Annotated in this window: 12 protein-coding genes; 9 read left to right on the top strand and 3 right to left on the bottom strand. The window is 68.7% G+C overall.

The window, feature by feature from the left end; translation table 11 throughout:
• Nucleotides 1–168: 168 nt before the first annotated feature.
• On the top strand, nt 169–2,934 hold the full coding sequence (locus OKJ99_RS34270; RefSeq protein ID WP_326022119.1) for a hypothetical protein: 2,766 nt from the start codon (nt 169–171) through the stop codon (nt 2,932–2,934).
• A 199-nt stretch (nt 2,935–3,133) separates the two neighbouring features.
• On the opposite strand, the gene OKJ99_RS34265 is transcribed toward OKJ99_RS34270, so the two are convergent.
• Nucleotides 3,134–3,478 (bottom strand): hypothetical protein, encoded by a 345-nt coding sequence (locus OKJ99_RS34265; protein ID WP_326022118.1) that lies wholly within the window; start codon nt 3,476–3,478, stop codon nt 3,134–3,136.
• Between the two features lie 70 nt (nt 3,479–3,548).
• On the opposite strand from OKJ99_RS34265, the gene OKJ99_RS34260 reads away from it, so the two are divergent.
• The 4 genes from OKJ99_RS34260 (at nt 3,549) to OKJ99_RS34245 (ending at nt 8,183) form a co-directional block, all read left to right on the top strand.
• The gene (locus OKJ99_RS34260) at nt 3,549–3,953 is read left to right on the top strand and encodes an MBL fold metallo-hydrolase (protein ID WP_326022117.1); all 405 of its coding nucleotides are present in this window, start codon (nt 3,549–3,551) and stop codon (nt 3,951–3,953) included.
• Nucleotides 3,954–4,606: 653 nt separating this feature from the next.
• Nucleotides 4,607–6,715, top strand: a complete 2,109-nt coding sequence (gene tap, locus OKJ99_RS34255; RefSeq protein WP_326022115.1) for a telomere-associated protein Tap — start codon at nt 4,607–4,609, stop codon at nt 6,713–6,715.
• 9 nt (nt 6,716–6,724) lie between these two features.
• Nucleotides 6,725–7,279 (top strand): telomere-protecting terminal protein Tpg, encoded by a 555-nt coding sequence (gene tpg, locus OKJ99_RS34250; RefSeq protein ID WP_326022114.1) that lies wholly within the window; start codon nt 6,725–6,727, stop codon nt 7,277–7,279.
• 262 nt (nt 7,280–7,541) lie between these two features.
• Complete coding sequence (locus OKJ99_RS34245) at nt 7,542–8,183, top strand: hypothetical protein (RefSeq protein WP_326022112.1); 642 nt, start codon at nt 7,542–7,544, stop codon at nt 8,181–8,183.
• 354 nt (nt 8,184–8,537) lie between these two features.
• On the opposite strand, the gene OKJ99_RS34240 is transcribed toward OKJ99_RS34245, so the two are convergent.
• Complete coding sequence (locus OKJ99_RS34240; protein ID WP_326022111.1) at nt 8,538–9,431, bottom strand: endonuclease domain-containing protein; 894 nt, start codon at nt 9,429–9,431, stop codon at nt 8,538–8,540.
• A gap of 295 nt (nt 9,432–9,726) precedes the next feature.
• Nucleotides 9,727–10,404: a hypothetical protein gene (locus tag OKJ99_RS34235; protein WP_326022110.1), complete on the bottom strand. Its 678-nt coding sequence runs from the start codon at nt 10,402–10,404 to the stop codon at nt 9,727–9,729.
• Nucleotides 10,405–10,672: 268 nt separating this feature from the next.
• On the opposite strand from OKJ99_RS34235, the gene OKJ99_RS34230 reads away from it, so the two are divergent.
• From OKJ99_RS34230 to OKJ99_RS34215, 4 genes are all read left to right on the top strand, one after another.
• Nucleotides 10,673–11,149 (top strand): PDDEXK family nuclease, encoded by a 477-nt coding sequence (locus OKJ99_RS34230; protein WP_326022109.1) that lies wholly within the window; start codon nt 10,673–10,675, stop codon nt 11,147–11,149.
• A gap of 187 nt (nt 11,150–11,336) precedes the next feature.
• Nucleotides 11,337–11,780, top strand: coding sequence for a hypothetical protein (locus OKJ99_RS34225; RefSeq protein ID WP_326022108.1), 444 nt, complete (start codon nt 11,337–11,339; stop codon nt 11,778–11,780).
• A 182-nt stretch (nt 11,781–11,962) separates the two neighbouring features.
• On the top strand, nt 11,963–12,856 hold the full coding sequence (locus OKJ99_RS34220) for a DUF6602 domain-containing protein (protein ID WP_326022107.1): 894 nt from the start codon (nt 11,963–11,965) through the stop codon (nt 12,854–12,856).
• Nucleotides 12,857–13,296: 440 nt separating this feature from the next.
• On the top strand, nt 13,297–14,553 hold the full coding sequence (locus tag OKJ99_RS34215) for a PIN domain-containing protein (protein ID WP_326022106.1): 1,257 nt from the start codon (nt 13,297–13,299) through the stop codon (nt 14,551–14,553).
• Nucleotides 14,554–14,601 lie beyond the last annotated feature (48 nt).

Here is a 14,601-nt window from a genome sequence, read left to right as displayed (position 1 = left end):
TCTTGACAGACGCCACGTGGCGGGTTCGGAGACCGAAGCCCTTGACCGGAGATCGACCACAGCCGTGAAACGGGATCAGCCAGAGGGGACGGGATTCTTGTGAACCCCCGCCCCCTCCACCGCACGCGGAGCTACGATCCGGGCGTTTTGATGCGGGGGAGGACCGACATGCAGCTCACCTGGAAGTGGCTGGAGCCGGCAAGACTGAAAGTTGCGCACTTCGCTGCGCCGGAACGCGAGAGCATCTATGCGGCGTGCCTGGACGCCAGCCTGCTCGAACCGCACGTGGCCGGGCGCCTCGGCAAGCGCCCCGGCGCCAGCCACGAGGCCGTCGTACGCGAGATGCAAACCTCGCGGTGGCAGACAGCGGCAACTGAACGGGCAACGGGCCCTCAACAACGCGCCTATGACAAAGCCCTTGCATCGACAGCACGGATCGAGGGCTATCGGCGCGCCGCAATCGACGCCGCGGAGACGAACTGGTGGCCCACGTGCGTCCTCTTCGGGCTGACCAGCATCGGCCTCGTCATTGCCCTGGGATGGCTCGCCGCGCTCGGCGCCGTACTGGTGGCCGTGGCAGCAATGCTTTCCCTCATCCGGTGGCCCAGCGGGGCCCTGTTCCACCGTCGCCTGAACCTACTGGCCGGCTTCTACTGCATCATTTGGCTCTTCCGCCGCTGCCGCCTCGGAGTCCGGGCCGCCCGATGGGGCGCCATCCTGGAGACCAAAGGGACCCGGCCGCTTGTCGGGCACGTAGTCCTGCAACTCCTCGGTGATGACCCGGACTCCGTGTACGTCCCGTCCCGCACCGACGGACTGCGCGCGCCTCGGGCACCCGGCTACGTCGTCAGCAACAGTGCGATGAAACAGCTCAAGCGCAAACTGGACCACATCGAAGACGGCACCATCGCTGTCTGCGGTCCCCGCGGCACGGGCAAGTCGACGCTGCTGGAAGCCTGCGTCGAAGACGCACGATTCGGAGTCCTGGTCCAGGCCCCCGCCGCGTATGCCCCGCTGGACTTCCTCGTCTCGCTCTTCGTCCGGGTCTGCGTGCAGTACATCGACGACCAGGGCTACACCGTCCCCGAGCTCACCAGACTCTCGCCCATGCTGCGCCTGGCCCGCACGGCACGTCGCCGGGCCAGGCAGCTCGGCCGGTGGATCGTCTTCGCCCTGCCCGCGCTCGCGCTGTTCTGCCTGGGCCTGTCGGCCCCGGTCCGCGCGCTGTACGCCGACTATGCGTCCACCATCGCCGACCTCCTGCGCCAGCAGGGGGGCACCCTGCACAAGCAGGCTCTGTCCGTCTGGAACGGCCATGCCATCGGACTCGGCGTGGTCATCTGTCTGGTGGCGCTCGTCTGGTGGCACTCCCGGCACGACGTGTGGCCCGCGAGGCTTCTGGGCCGCCTGTGGAGACACAGCACCTTCATCGGCATGACCATCGCTGTCGTCTCGGTGGGCAGCGTCCTCACCGATGAACGGATGCGCCACCAGGCCGCGGACCTGCCCAAGGGGACCGTTCTCACCTGCCTGTGGCTCTTCCTTCTGTGGATGGTCCTGCACGGCGTCCGGGAAGTACTCGACGAACCCGGGGCACCCCTCAGCGGGCACGACATGAGTCTCGTCCTCAGACCGCCGGCCACAGCCGCCGGCGCATACCTGCTGTACGTCCTGGTCACGACGCCGCAGACCAACCAGCTCCTGTCCGACCCGGACAACCCGATCCGGCTCTGCGGGGTCATCGCCGGTGCGCTCATCGTCCGAGCGGGCTACTGGCACCTCAAACCCGCTGAGCCCGCCCTCGTGGCCCGCTGCCGCAACTACCTCTACCGCCTGCAGACCATCCAGACCACCGCCAGCACGTGGTCCGGCACCGCGCCACAACCCCTCGCCATCGGCGGCTCCCACGCCACCACCGTCTCCACCGTGCCGCCCACTATGCCCGAACTGGTCACCGAATTCCGAGAACTCCTCGGCGACATAGCGAAGCAGAAGACGCTGTTCGGCGACAGGGTGGTCATCGCGATCGACGAAGTCGACCGGCTCGGCTCCGACACCGAAGCCCTGGACTTCCTCCGTGAGATCAAAGCCATCCTGGGGGTCCGCCACGTCCACTACCTCATCTCCGTGGCCGAAGACGTAGGGGCCACCTTCGTGCGCCGCGGACTGCCCCACCGGGACGTCACGGACAGTTCCCTGGACGACATCATCCATGTCCCGCCGAGCACACTCGCCGAGTCCCACAAGATCCTGTCCGCACGCTCCGAGACGCTCACGGAGCCCTACGCCCTGCTGGCCCACTCCCTCTCCGGCGGCGTCCTGCGCGATCTCCTGCGCTACGCGCTCCAGATCAAGGAGACACAGGACAAGACTCAGGCCCATGAACTCCCGGACATTGCCTATGACCTCATCCTCGAGGAGCTCTCCGAAACCCTCGCCGGCTTCCGCACTCTTCTGAGCAAGCATCAGTGGACGCCCAGCACCAGCGACACGCTCACCGCGTTCCGCTTCCTGTGTAACCAGCTGCGCGATGCCTGTCCATGTACCGAACCGGAGCTGCGGCAGGCCCTCGACACCTTCGCCACCGAGGGCATCGAAGGCCATACAGACCCCGCCTCGGGACGCGAACTCACCGACGAGGCCCGCCAACTCGTCGACGAGGCATCAGCCTATGTGTACTTCTCGCTCACGCTTCTGGAGATCTTCGGCGAGAAGGGCCTCGAGTACCGAACGAGCCGGGCCAGAGCGTTCGGAGCCGACGGCGCCCCCGAGCGACTTGCCGAAGCCCGTCAGGAACTCGCCATTTCGCCCTACAGCGCCCGCACCCTCATCAACGGCATTCGCATGGCCTGGGAACTGCCCCTCGGCCCCGCCAATCGCCTGGACCTTCCCGCGTCCCGAGCCGCCTGCCCCCGTCACCGGGTGAGGCCGTAACACAGGTCCCTCATCCAACATGCCGTGTGCCTGCAACGCGGCCACGGCCGGACCATCCCGTCGACTGCTGAGCGGTGGCTCGCCCCGGAACCTCCACGGGGCGAGAGGCCCCTTCGCTGCCGTGTGTCAACGCAGACGAAGTGGAGCGGTTCGCCCGCGAGAGCGCTGGTCGGCAGTCGGACATAACGTGCGGGCGGCTTCACCCAGAGCTGGCATCTCGCAGTTCCGGGAACGCGGCCTCCCACACCTCCCGGACCGTGCGGGAGATCAGGGTGCGCAGGACCGGCCACTGCGCGACCAGAAGCTCGTGGTTCAGGTAGACGCACAGGTCATCGCGCAGGCCCTCGGCGAGCACGATGCGGTACAGGCCCATGCGTAGACGCGGCCGGTCGAGGCGGAACTCTCGCAGCCCGGACCAGGCTACGTGCAAGGGCAGGACCACCACCCCTTCCCGCGGGCCGACCAACTCCTCGAGCCGCCCCGGCAGGCGCTGTACGTACCGGGCGCGGTACAGGGCAAGGTAGGAGTCGTCGGCAGAGGGCACGCCTCCATTGTCGCCGAGGTGCCCAGCTCCACGCAGAGTCCGCCACGGCCTCGGCACCCGGTGGGCCGACGTGGCCCGCCGACGCCAGGCGATGATCGTGTGGAAGAAGAGGACACTCACACCGAACGTCGCGCCTCGAGTCCGCATCCACGACAGGAACCGGGAGATCGCGCCCGGCACCAGCGTGCACCTGGTCGGTGGTCAAACCGCAAGGACTCACGTGGTACGGGTCGCCACCGGCAGGGGCTCAGCCCTCCTCGCCTCGGACGCGGACCACTTCTACGCCGATGCCGTACGCCGCAGCGTCTTCTCGGTCACGTACGACGCCGGGACACTCCTCGACGTCTACGAGCACCGCTTCCCTGAACTGGCCAACGGCCCCGACCTGCTGGTACTGGCCCGCTATCCGGCGTTGACGCCCGCCCTGAACGGCATGGCGATGCGTCTCGATACACCCCCGGTGGACCGACCATGACCCCTGCGCCCCGGACCCGCCCTCCTGCCCTCGGTGACGGCCTCGTTGGGGCGGGTCAGACAGCGGGGGCAACGCCCCTCAGCCGTCAACCCTTGTTGCGAAAGGTGCTGAACGAGGCGAGAAGAGGCGGGAAGAGGGCAACTCCCGTGGTCTCTTCGGGCGCTTGAAGTTCCCTCATCGAGTCGACGCTGCTGCGCAACTTGAGTGATCCCTCGATTGGACATCGAGCCTGCCGTGCCCTGCGAGTGTCGCGTAAGGGCCGCCCGGCGCAACAACGTCACCACGGCGACACCGACCAGGAGCGCGGTGCCGAGTGCCGGGTGCTCGAACGCCATGTACGTCGCCCCGCTGCCGACCGTCAGGAGCAGCACCGTCCGTTGAACCATCTGCTCGCCCATGGCAATGAATCCCTTCCCTCGCCGACTACTTCCGTGGGTTGAAAGCACCCGGCGACCCCGGATCATCGGGATCCGGTCCGATGCACAGTGTGAAACCGAGGCCGTCAGACTTCGGTGCCGCACGCCCGAAGCGCTATCGCAGGCCGGGCGGCAGCAGGACCGCGCTGCGGAAGCGGCAATACGCCACCCTTCATGTGTGTTTGACATGCGTTCAGACGTGCGTTTCGGGTAGCGTGGCGGGTGGAGGTGGTGAGAGTGGCAGGCGAGTCGAACCGGTTGTTCGCTTCGGTGGATGCGCTGCTGGAGCAGGCGGCGCCGGATGCGCTGCCCGCCCCGGAGGAGCGCAAGCGCCTGCGGGAGAGTGCGGGTCTGAGTCAGGATCAGGTGGCCCGGGCCCTGGGTGTGCGCCGGGAGACGGTGAGTGGTTGGGAGGCGGGCCGTGCCGAGCCGCGCGCGCCCAAGCGTGCCGCCTACATCCGGCTGCTGGACGGCCTGGCCACCCGCTTCCCGGCACCCGACACCCCGGAACAAGACGCGCCCGCGCCCGAGGCCCCGCGTCGGCCCGCTCTGCAGCAGACGCCGCCCACAGCGCAACCCGCGCCCGCCGATGCAGCCCCTGCGGCGACGACGGTAGCCCCGCGTCCCACGCGCACCGCCCCCCGTCACGCCGCACCCGCAACACCGGCGGGGGAGGGGCGGTTCGCCCACGGCCCGCTGCTGGTCGTGGACGGTGACGGCCGGGCCTACGGTCTGGGAGGTCTCGTCCTGGACAGTCCCCTGGACGCAGGCCTCGCCGCGCTGACCCAATGGGCGCTGGACGAAGCACAGCTGGGCGCGGCCCGGCTACACCGCTCCGGCCGGGACGCCGACCCTTTGGTGGTACTCACCGCCACGGCCGCCGAAGCCCTGGGCCTGCCCGGCGAGTTGGCGGACCGGCGCAGCCTGCGCCTGCCGGACGCCCACCCGGTGGTCCGCGAACTGCTCTCAGCAGGCTGGAAACTGACCCGCCGCGGGTTCGGCCCGTGGCCGCGCGTCTACCAGAGCGCCGACGGGGCGCGCCGCCGGTGCGTGCAGTTCGCGATCCTGCCCTGGGGCGCCCTGGACGAGCGCACCTGGAAGCATGCCGACCAACTCCCCGCGCCCGAAATCGCCCAGGTACTGGGTACCTACGCCACCCGCGTGCTCACCCCGCGCGGCTCGGCCGCCGTCACCGGCCTGGAGCTGATGACCGCGCTGCGCCCGCCGACCCGCGCCGTCAAGGACGCGGCCACCGGCGCCTGGACCTCCGGGGCGGTGCCCGGCTCGCTGACCGAGCCGGTCGACTGCGCCCCGCCCGAGGCCCCGGACGGGCACCCGCTGGTGGCCGCCCGCTACCCGCGCTTCCACCAGCGCACCCCCGACGAGGTCCTCGACGAGGAGGCCTACCAGTGGGCCCGCCCGCTCACCGACACCGAATGCCTTCAGTCCCATGTGGTCGGTATCGACGTCAACATGGCCTTCGCCGCCGCCGCCAACCGCCTCACCGTTGGCCTGTCCGCCCCCGTCCACCTCCACCGCCCCGCCTTCGACCCCAAAACCCCCGGCAGTTGGCTCGTCGACCTCTCCCACATCACCTTCGACGAACGCCTGCCCAACCCGTTCACCCCCACCGGCGAAACCCCCACCGGCCCCGCCTGGTACGCCACCCCGACCGTCGCTTACGCCGCCGAACTCGGCCACCAGGTCACCCCGCTCGAGGCGTACGTACGCGAAACCAGCGGCCCCTACCTCGACGCCTGGTACACCCGGCTGCGCGACGCCTACCTCGCCACCATGGCCGACCTCGGCGTCACCCCCGGCCTGCCCGAGGACACCTTCCTGGCCGCCATGACCGACGCGTCAGATGCCGACCCTGCCGCCGCGGCCGTCCTCAGCGCCATCAAGGCCACCGTCAAGGGCGGCATCGGCAAACTCCGCGAACGCCCCCACGGCGGCGGCTGGCGCCCCGGCGAACACTGGCCCGCCCTGGCCCGCCCGACCTGGCGCCCCGACATCCGCGCCGCCGTCATCGCGAATGCCCGCATCAACATGCACCGCAAAATGCTCAAACTCGCCACCCACACCGGCCTCTACCCCGTCGCCGTCCTCTCCGACTGCGCCGTCTACCCCTCCACCGGCCCCAGCCCGCTGGACTTCCTGCCCCGCCCCGACGGCAAACCCCTGCCCGGCACCTTCCGCCTCGGCATCTCCCCGGGCATGGTCAAACACGAAGGCACCCAGAGCATCCTGTGGGCCGAATCCCTCCACGAGGAACACGGCCCCGACATCAACCTCGCCCGCCACATCAAAACCGGCACCGTCACCCACCACGACACCGGGGAATAACCAAACGCCATGGGACTGCTCACCGACAGCCTGGAGCGCGCCGAGGCCGCCCACCTCACCCGCCCCCTGCCCAAGACCGCCCGCGCCCAGATGCGCTACCTCACCAAACAGACCAAGGGCACCCGCGCCGCGGCCCAACTCCTCGGCGTCTCCCAGCGCACCGTGGAGCGCTACCTGAAGGGCCAGATCAAAAACCCCCGCCCCGACCTCGCCCAGCGCCTGGCCGACGAGGTCCGCAAGCGCTGGCAGCCGCGCGTGCGCGCCACGGCCCGTAAACAGGCCGCCACCACCGGCGGCATCGTCATCGACACCCGCGCCCGTTTCGGCTTCACCGCTGACCCCGGCACCACCGACGACGCCCGCCTGCGCGCCATCACCCAGGCCCTGCCCCCCGCCTACGCCGCCCGTCTCTTCGACGCCCACGCCGCCGGCGCCGACGACCGGCAGCTCCAGAACATCCTCGCCGAGGGCCTCCAGGAGATCTACTTCAAGGACCGCGGCCGCCGCGCCGACGGACTGCAGGTCGAGTTCACCGACCTCGACTACCTCGACGTCGACTACTGAGACCAGAGCAAGAACACAGCCGACCGTCCTGATGTGGTGGCTGTGCGGGGCATGCCGCCGGGACCTGGGCACCCGACAACGCGGCTGGTCCGAAGCAGGAGAGGCGTCGCACGAGCGCCCTTGTTGTCACCTAGACCGGTGGCTCCTGTGCTCCGTCCCCTTCATCCGCGCAGGGACTGGCTGTCGGAGGCTGCGGATAGCGTGACGAGGTACGGCCGCGTCTTCCGCGCGGCCGCCTCGAAGCAGAGAGGACGCGACCGTGGTGAGCGCGAGCAGCATCCTGCAGGCGGCGTGGGTGCCCGATGACGACCCCGAGCGGGACTGGGAGATCGCAGCCGATCTGGCCGTGGCCTGGGTTCGGCAACAATGCACTGAACAGGGTGCCAGCGGCGTGCTTGTACTCAATGCCTTCGGCGTAGAACAACAGATCCCGTCCCTGCGGCGTTTCGCGGCGCAATACGCCGTCACCACACCGCGAGCCTCCCGTGACCGTGTCGGCCGCGGCATCGGACCCGTGCTGGCATACGTTCCCGACGAGAAAACCCTCGACTTCGCCGCCGGCCTGGCCCGTGGCTCCGCGCTGGCCGTCGTCGAGGGTGCCCACCGTTTCCCGCTCGAAGGCTGGGCGCGCCAACTCGGCGCCATCGACCTCACTCGGCCCGATGAGCAGCCCGAGCAACTCGGCTCCGAGCTGGCCGCAGCCATCGATCGGCTGGACTTCTACAAGAACAACGGCTTCGGCGACCAGTTTGGCAAGCAGCAGGCCCAGCGCATCCTGCAGGACCTGCGCAGCGCCGGGCTGCTGGAGCGGGACGTCGTCCTGGGAGCACTGGCAGCCAAGGGCGCCTCGGACCGTGCGGTGCGGAACCTCGGCAAGTTGATAGACGCGCTGGACCGCCGCTGAGCCCCTGGGCAACGAACCGACTCACCTGAGCCTCGTTAACTGGCTTCATCCGCTGACGGCGAGCCTGTCGTCCGTCGTCGGTGACAAGCAGCGCGCAGACCGAGTGGCAACTGCCCCGCCGCGGCCGGCACAACGGCGCAGGCCGGTTCCGTTACCAGGGACCTCTATCACGCTACGACTGACTCGATGTGGCCCAGCACTTCAGAAGTCGAGTCGGCAGGAGATCAGGCGAGTTGAGCACGGCAGGGGTGTGCACGAAGGAAGTTCCATTCGGTCGGCCTCTCCGCCCTGACGGCCAGAACACCATGGAAAGACGCGGGCCAGGGGGATGCGCTGGGCCACGAAACAGGCGGATCAGCGCATGGTGCTCGGACATGTCTCGGCTCTTGAGGTTGCGGGCATGCTCTCCCGCCCACTCAGGTAGTTGATCATTCTGCGGAGCGTGTCCGGGTTGTCCTTGACCTTGCCGAGCGCAATGTTGCAGTCCATGCAGAGCAGCCCTCGGGTGAGCCCGCGGTCGTGACAATGATCCACATTGGCGTCGCCCATTCGGAAGTCGTCGGGATCAGCCTCAGTGAAGACGGTCAGACACGTGGCACAGGCGTTGTCCTGCTCATGCAGCATCCGGGCGACGTCCTCGAACGTCAGGCCGTAGCCCTTCTTCAGATTGCCCTTCGCGCTCTTGATCCGGACGCACTCGTTGCAGACGCGCCCCTCGCCACGGTTCTTGAAACCGTAGACCGCGTACTCGTGACCTGCCCGGCAGTGAGTGCTGCCTTTGCGGTACGGCACGTAGGGCGCCGAATCCGGATCGATCCCGCGTGCGCGCAGCTTCGAGTCGCGCGTGCAGCGCCGGCAACTGCGCACGCCGGACGTCGGGTTCACATAGGGAATGTTGTTGTCGTCGAAGTCGTGCCCATTCGCGCACCTGCCAGCAGGGGCCACGCCGTCGACACCCCGGCCGTCACCACGGCTCATGAAGGCCCCGCTTCCCAAGTCTCGCCACAGAATGGCGTGGGCGTGATGGACACACAGCTTCTTGTTCTCGCAGTCGTGTGTGACCGTCTGCCCCGCCACGAGAGGCTTGCGGGAGTAGCGCTCGAACATCCATCGCTGAACGTAGACGAGCGGATTCTCGCCTGCCGCGTAGCGGTCACCGTCGTAGTACAGGGGGCGGCCGTCCTTGTCCGTCATCCCCTGCCAAACCAGGCATCCCGACTCGGTGGCCGACACGTTCTGGAGCACCATCTCGATACTGATCGGGGGCCGCGAGCCAGCCCTCACGAAGGTTCCGTGCTTGCGGTGGTACCGGTAGCAGGCCTGACATCTCGTGCCGCCCATCCGGGTCGCGGGTTTCCCGTCACCGGACTCACACAGCTTCGACATGCGGCGCATCAGACCACAGGATCACGGCCGACCGGGAGGGAAGGAAGAGGGCAACCGCGGTCGGCGCACAGCGGCCGGCCGCGAAACCTTCGGCCGTGCGGGCCACCGGGTCTCCTGCAACGCGCCGCCGCCGTAGGGGCATTGGGCACCGGCGCGATCAGGGAGCGGCCTGCTTGCGGCGACGGCGGTGTTCGCGCTGCGCCTGGGCGCGGGCGCATTCGCGGGTGCAGTACTTGATGCCGCTGGTGCGGTTCTGACCGTAGGCGGCGCGCCCCCGCTGGCGGACGAAGGTGCGCCGGCAGGTCTCGTTGGCGCAGGTGCGCAGTGTGGCGTCCTGGGCGAGGTGGTTGTACAGCTGCAGGAAGGCGACCGACAGGATGGTGGGATAGCGGTCGCTCAGGTCACCGATTCCGATGCTGAACGGCTTCAGGGCCGCATTGAGGGTGCTGTGGAGGTCGCTGATCCTTGCCTCCAGCGTCAGTTCGCGCAGATGCTCCAGGTCGCGAGGGAAGACCTCGTGGTGGTCGGCGTTGGCCTCCCGCCACAGAGCGAGTTCCTCCTCGGACACCGCCTTGTCCACGAGTGCGTCGAGGCCGCCCTCGCTGCGCAGTGCGACCCAGGTGGCGACCGCCTCCTGGGCCTCGGAGACGAACAGCGTGGCGAGCTCGCCGTGCAGCGCGAACCCGTCGCGCGTGGGGTGGAGTTGCTCCTCGAGCCCGGTGTAGTACTCCCAGTCCTCGACGTCCCAGCTACCCGCGCTGAGGTCGCCGCCCAGGTGCCCGTACGTGCACATGAGGCGGGCGATGGCGTCGAGGTCGTCTGGGTCGAGGTCCATGAGCTCGTGCAGGTAGAAGTCCTCCGGCAGCGCAACTGTGGCGCCTTCGGATCGGAGGTGGGGGGCCCAGACGATCCATCCGTCTTCCGCCCGCGCCTTGGGTGCGGGTCTCAACTCGGGTGTGGGGACGGGCGTTCCGGGCCAGAGCGTGGGACGAAAGCGTGGGTCTACGTATGACGCCATGCGGGGCATCATAGCCATGAGGCAGTAGCACGAAAAGAGGAGCATTCGTATCACGCAACGTGAACTCTGCGGAGGGGAAACCTTGGTGACGCACTGGCAGGACCGCAAAGCGATCGGCGACGCCCACGAACAACGCGTCACCCAGGAACTGCGCGCCCACGGATGGACGGTCCACGGCTGCGGCCAGGGCGTCTACCCGCCCGCCATCCGCCGGGCGCTGGCCCGCACCGAATCGGCGCTGCGCTACTTCCCCGACCTGATCGCCGCCCGCGGTGACGAAGTGGTCACCATCGACGCCAAAGACCGCATGCCCAGCACCCACTCCGACCGGTACGCCATCAGCGCCGCCACCCTGCGCGCGGGCCTGCTCTTCACCGGCGCGCACCTCCCGACGCCGCTGTACTACGTCTTCGGCGACCTCAAAGTCCTCACGCCGTCCGAAGTCCACGACTACGCCGTGCATGCCCGCCCGCACCGCAGCGGGGCCTGGGTCCTGGTCGCCACCCATCGGGCGCACCCCTTCGAAGAAGTCTTCGGCGCCTCGACCGCGCTGGCGGCGTGAGGTGGCGAGCCTGGCGTCGGGGTGCCGCCCGGGGCCGTGCCGGCGCCTCGTCGTGCCTGCTCACGAGCGACCGAATCTCGTTGTCGTGCGGAGCGTAATTTGAGGCAAGCGCTGTGGGGCCCGATCGTCGAGGTGCCGGAACGCGGCACTGATCGAACGCGAACCTGGCTGGTGGAGGAGCAGATGGATGCGGCTGTTGGCTGAGCAGTGCCTCGATGCCGAGGTCATGTTCTACGGCCTGTGGATGCAGGACGTCGGTGCGTCGTTCGACGACGAGCCCATGTCCGATGCACCGTTTGCCTCCTCGGCCGGCGCCCGGGTGGTGGTCCACAGCGCGGGCCACACGCACTCGGCCGACTTCCGGGCGGAAGTCTGGGACGAGGAACCCCCGCCAGCCCCCGGCTCGTGGGAAGAGACCGTGCAGACACGGATCGACGCTCCCGCCGGGCGGCTGCGGCTGTGGACCTACGCGGCGGCGTCCAGGGAGGACATCCTCCTCGGCCGGCCCGGCCTGACTTGGGGCGTGCGGGTGCAGGTGCGCGGCAGGAACGAGGTGCGCGCCCTCGCGCAACTCGGTGTTCCGGAGGGCGTCGAGCACTATCTGGCGCAGTTCTGGCCGTTGTGCAGGTAGAAGTAGAAGAGGGCTGGCACTCTCCTGCCTGGAGCACGTCACGGAAACCTCCCCCGAAGCGAGGCACTCAAGATGGTCCGCCCCCGACGACGACCTGGCTCAACAGCCCCGTCGCCGACCGAGTTGGCGGGCCCGTCAGCCATCTGCACCTGCATCAGAAACCTGACCCGGGAAGGAGCGGCATGAGTGCAGGGCCGGATGTCCTGGACCGCTTCGTCCGCGACGCCCTCTACCTGGATGTGACCTTCCAGGAGTCGGCAACGCTGCGGCACCCCACGGACCAGGGCAACGAGCGCGAACACGCGGTCCGCACGCTAGTCGGCAGGTACATCCAGGACCGGGCCACGATCTACAAGCGCGTCGGGATCGAGGACTCCAGCACGGGGGCGTGGTTCCGTTCGCAGGACGTGGTGCTGGCCGCCCCGGAAGTGGCACCCCACCGCACTCTCCAAGACGACGGCCGGGTCTACATCGATCCGTCTGCCGCCCACACCGTCATCGAAGTCAAGAGCACCATCGACGGCACGGTCCTGCATACTGCGCTGGAGTCGATCGCGCAGGTCCAGACGGCCCCACGCCGACGGCAGGCCGAGATCCACCACCTCCGGTTCCCCAGCAGTACCGGGCAGGTCGACTACGTGCCGACCACGGCAGGGGTGTTCGCCTACAGCTCTACCTCCAAGCAGGCCAGGACAGTTGCCCGGTGGATCGAGGGCTGGTGTCGGGGGCGTTCCCCGGAGGAGTGGCCCAAGTTCATCACCGTCGCCGACCTCGGCCACTTCATGTGGTGCGACCCCCGCTCGGGGAGCAGCGTTCCCTGGCCGACCACGGGCGCCGAAGCGCTGATGTGCTTCCGGGCGGTGCGCGCACACCATCCGCTGGTCGCGCTGGCCGCCCACCTCAACTATCTGTCCCAGCTCTGGTGGGTGCCGGGAACGGAGTTCCGTCTGGGAGGAGTTGCCGGTCTGCCGCACGGCTTGCGCGTCGGCGAGCCCGTCTACCCTCCCGGCGTCATGGCACCGAGGGACACCTGCGCGCACGCCTGCCTGGACTGCCAGCGATTCGGTTCCCGCTGACGCATGCCCAGCGTGGCACCCGTGGAGACGTGACGCACGTCGGCCGCCCCGGAGCGCCGCACGGATCCGGGCCACCTGGGCCCGGCGCCGCTCGCCCACGGAGACTCGCCGTCGGCATTGAGGTCCGGCCGGCCGTCGTCCGCGGCACCCGCGCGTCGGCGGGTGGGCGAACTGGGCGGCGCAGGCACTGGGTTCCTCTCTGTAGCCCGAACCGGGCACCTCTCAGGGGCACCCGCTCACCGCCGTGCGGCCGTCTCGCCACCATGCCCGGCGCTCCGGACGAGACGTCGCGTGCTGCGCCGCGACACCGCGTCGGCGCCACGAGCGCGCCTGCCGAAGTCTGGCCGGGACCCGCGGGACCTGGGCTGCGCAACTACTGCTTCCAGTGAGCCAGTCGTTGCCGCGCCGGATAGGCACAACTCGGGTGCGGGGCGGGTGGGATGACTGAGACTCTGTGTGATCCGAATCCGGATCAGACAGAGGTTCAGGTCGTGATCATTCTCGATGCGTGCACCATCAGAGCCCTCGGCCTCAAGGACAGCAGCGTGGACTTCCTGCGGGCTCTTCGAGCGGTCGGTGAACGCGTCGCCATCCCCTGGATGGTGGCGGAGGAACTCCTTGCGCAGCGGGTCAGCCTCCACGAGGACGCCCACGCTGCTGCGAGCGCAGCGTTGAAGGGCTTCGCGCGCCACACCCCTTGGAACCCACGCACGCATCTTGATGATGCTGACTCCGATCGTGTCCGCGAGTACTGGCGGGCGGTGTACGACACGGTGGTGGAGACCCTGCCGCCCAGCCCGACGGCCATGCGCGACGCCCTGTATCGCGAGGCGAACGCTCTCCCACCCTGCAGGCAGGGCAAGGCAAAGAAGGGCGCGAGGGACGCCCTGATCTGGCTCACGGCCGTCGAGTTCGCTCGTGAAAACCAGGGCGAGACGGTCTACTTCGTCAGTGACAACACGACCGACTTCGGAAACGGCAGCACGTATGACTCGCCGATGGACCGGGATGTCGTCGACCTCGGTGACCGGTTCGTTCACCTCACGACGCTCGACGAGGTGCTCGAGCGGTTTACGAAGCCGGCCAAGACCGACGAAAGTCTTGCCACCGAGATCCTCCGCTCACCAACGGTGTGCAATGAGATTGCGCACTTGGCGGAGCGCACCCTCGGCCGTGACGGGAGGACTTTCCCGTGCACCACACTGGGCCGTGAGGTCGGTCAGGAGACCGCGGTCATGCCTGGCGTGGGCTGGCTGACAGTCAGGACGTCGCTTCGATCTGCGGAGAAGATTCAGGCGTACCGGATCGGTGACAACGAGTGGTACACGGCCATCGCCCGATGGCGTATCTCCGGCATGGCCTACTTCGGTGAAGATGAGTTCAGCGCCGGCTCAGCGGGCGCGTCCTGGACCACATCAGTCCTCTTCACCCCGAACGCATCCCGCCCCCGCCTGACGATTCTCCGCCACGACTTGCCTCTGCCTCTCCCCACAAAGGAGTTCGCGTCCCTCGAACTCACCCACGCGGTCACGTCGCTCACGCCATTGGCCGAGGCCGTCATGAAGCTCGGGCCAGCGCTTGAGCGTCTTGCACGGCTCCCTCGGGGCTACGACGGCGCACTGGCTAAGCAGGCTCGGCGGGGCGAACTGGAGCAGCGGCTGGCAGCCGAGCTGGCGAAAGAGCGAGACAGCGAATAGGCGCTGGTTGAGGCTCGGGCCGGAAGGAAGTGTGTCTTCCGGCCTTCT

This window comes from Streptomyces endophyticus (assembly GCF_035798155.1).
Classification (GTDB): Bacteria; Actinomycetota; Actinomycetes; order Streptomycetales; family Streptomycetaceae; genus Streptomyces; species Streptomyces endophyticus.
Note: the sequence above shows the minus strand (reverse complement) of the source record. Positions and strands in the feature narration are given on the sequence as shown.

What these genes read in the sequence shown, in the direction of transcription:
- OKJ99_RS34270 (WP_326022119.1), top strand. Translation starts at nt 169, where the DNA reads ATGCAGCTCACCTGGAAGTGGCTGGAGCCGGCAAGACTGAAAGTTGCG.
- tpg (WP_326022114.1), top strand. Translation starts at nt 6,725, where the DNA reads ATGGGACTGCTCACCGACAGCCTGGAGCGCGCCGAGGCCGCCCACCTC.
- OKJ99_RS34240 (WP_326022111.1), bottom strand. Translation starts at nt 9,431, where the DNA reads ATGGTGCTCCAGAACGTGTCGGCCACCGAGTCGGGATGCCTGGTTTGG.
- OKJ99_RS34235 (WP_326022110.1), bottom strand. Translation starts at nt 10,404, where the DNA reads ATGGACCTCGACCCAGACGACCTCGACGCCATCGCCCGCCTCATGTGC.
- OKJ99_RS34225 (WP_326022108.1), top strand. Translation starts at nt 11,337, where the DNA reads ATGCGGCTGTTGGCTGAGCAGTGCCTCGATGCCGAGGTCATGTTCTAC.
- OKJ99_RS34220 (WP_326022107.1), top strand. Translation starts at nt 11,963, where the DNA reads ATGAGTGCAGGGCCGGATGTCCTGGACCGCTTCGTCCGCGACGCCCTC.
- OKJ99_RS34215 (WP_326022106.1), top strand. Translation starts at nt 13,297, where the DNA reads ATGACTGAGACTCTGTGTGATCCGAATCCGGATCAGACAGAGGTTCAG.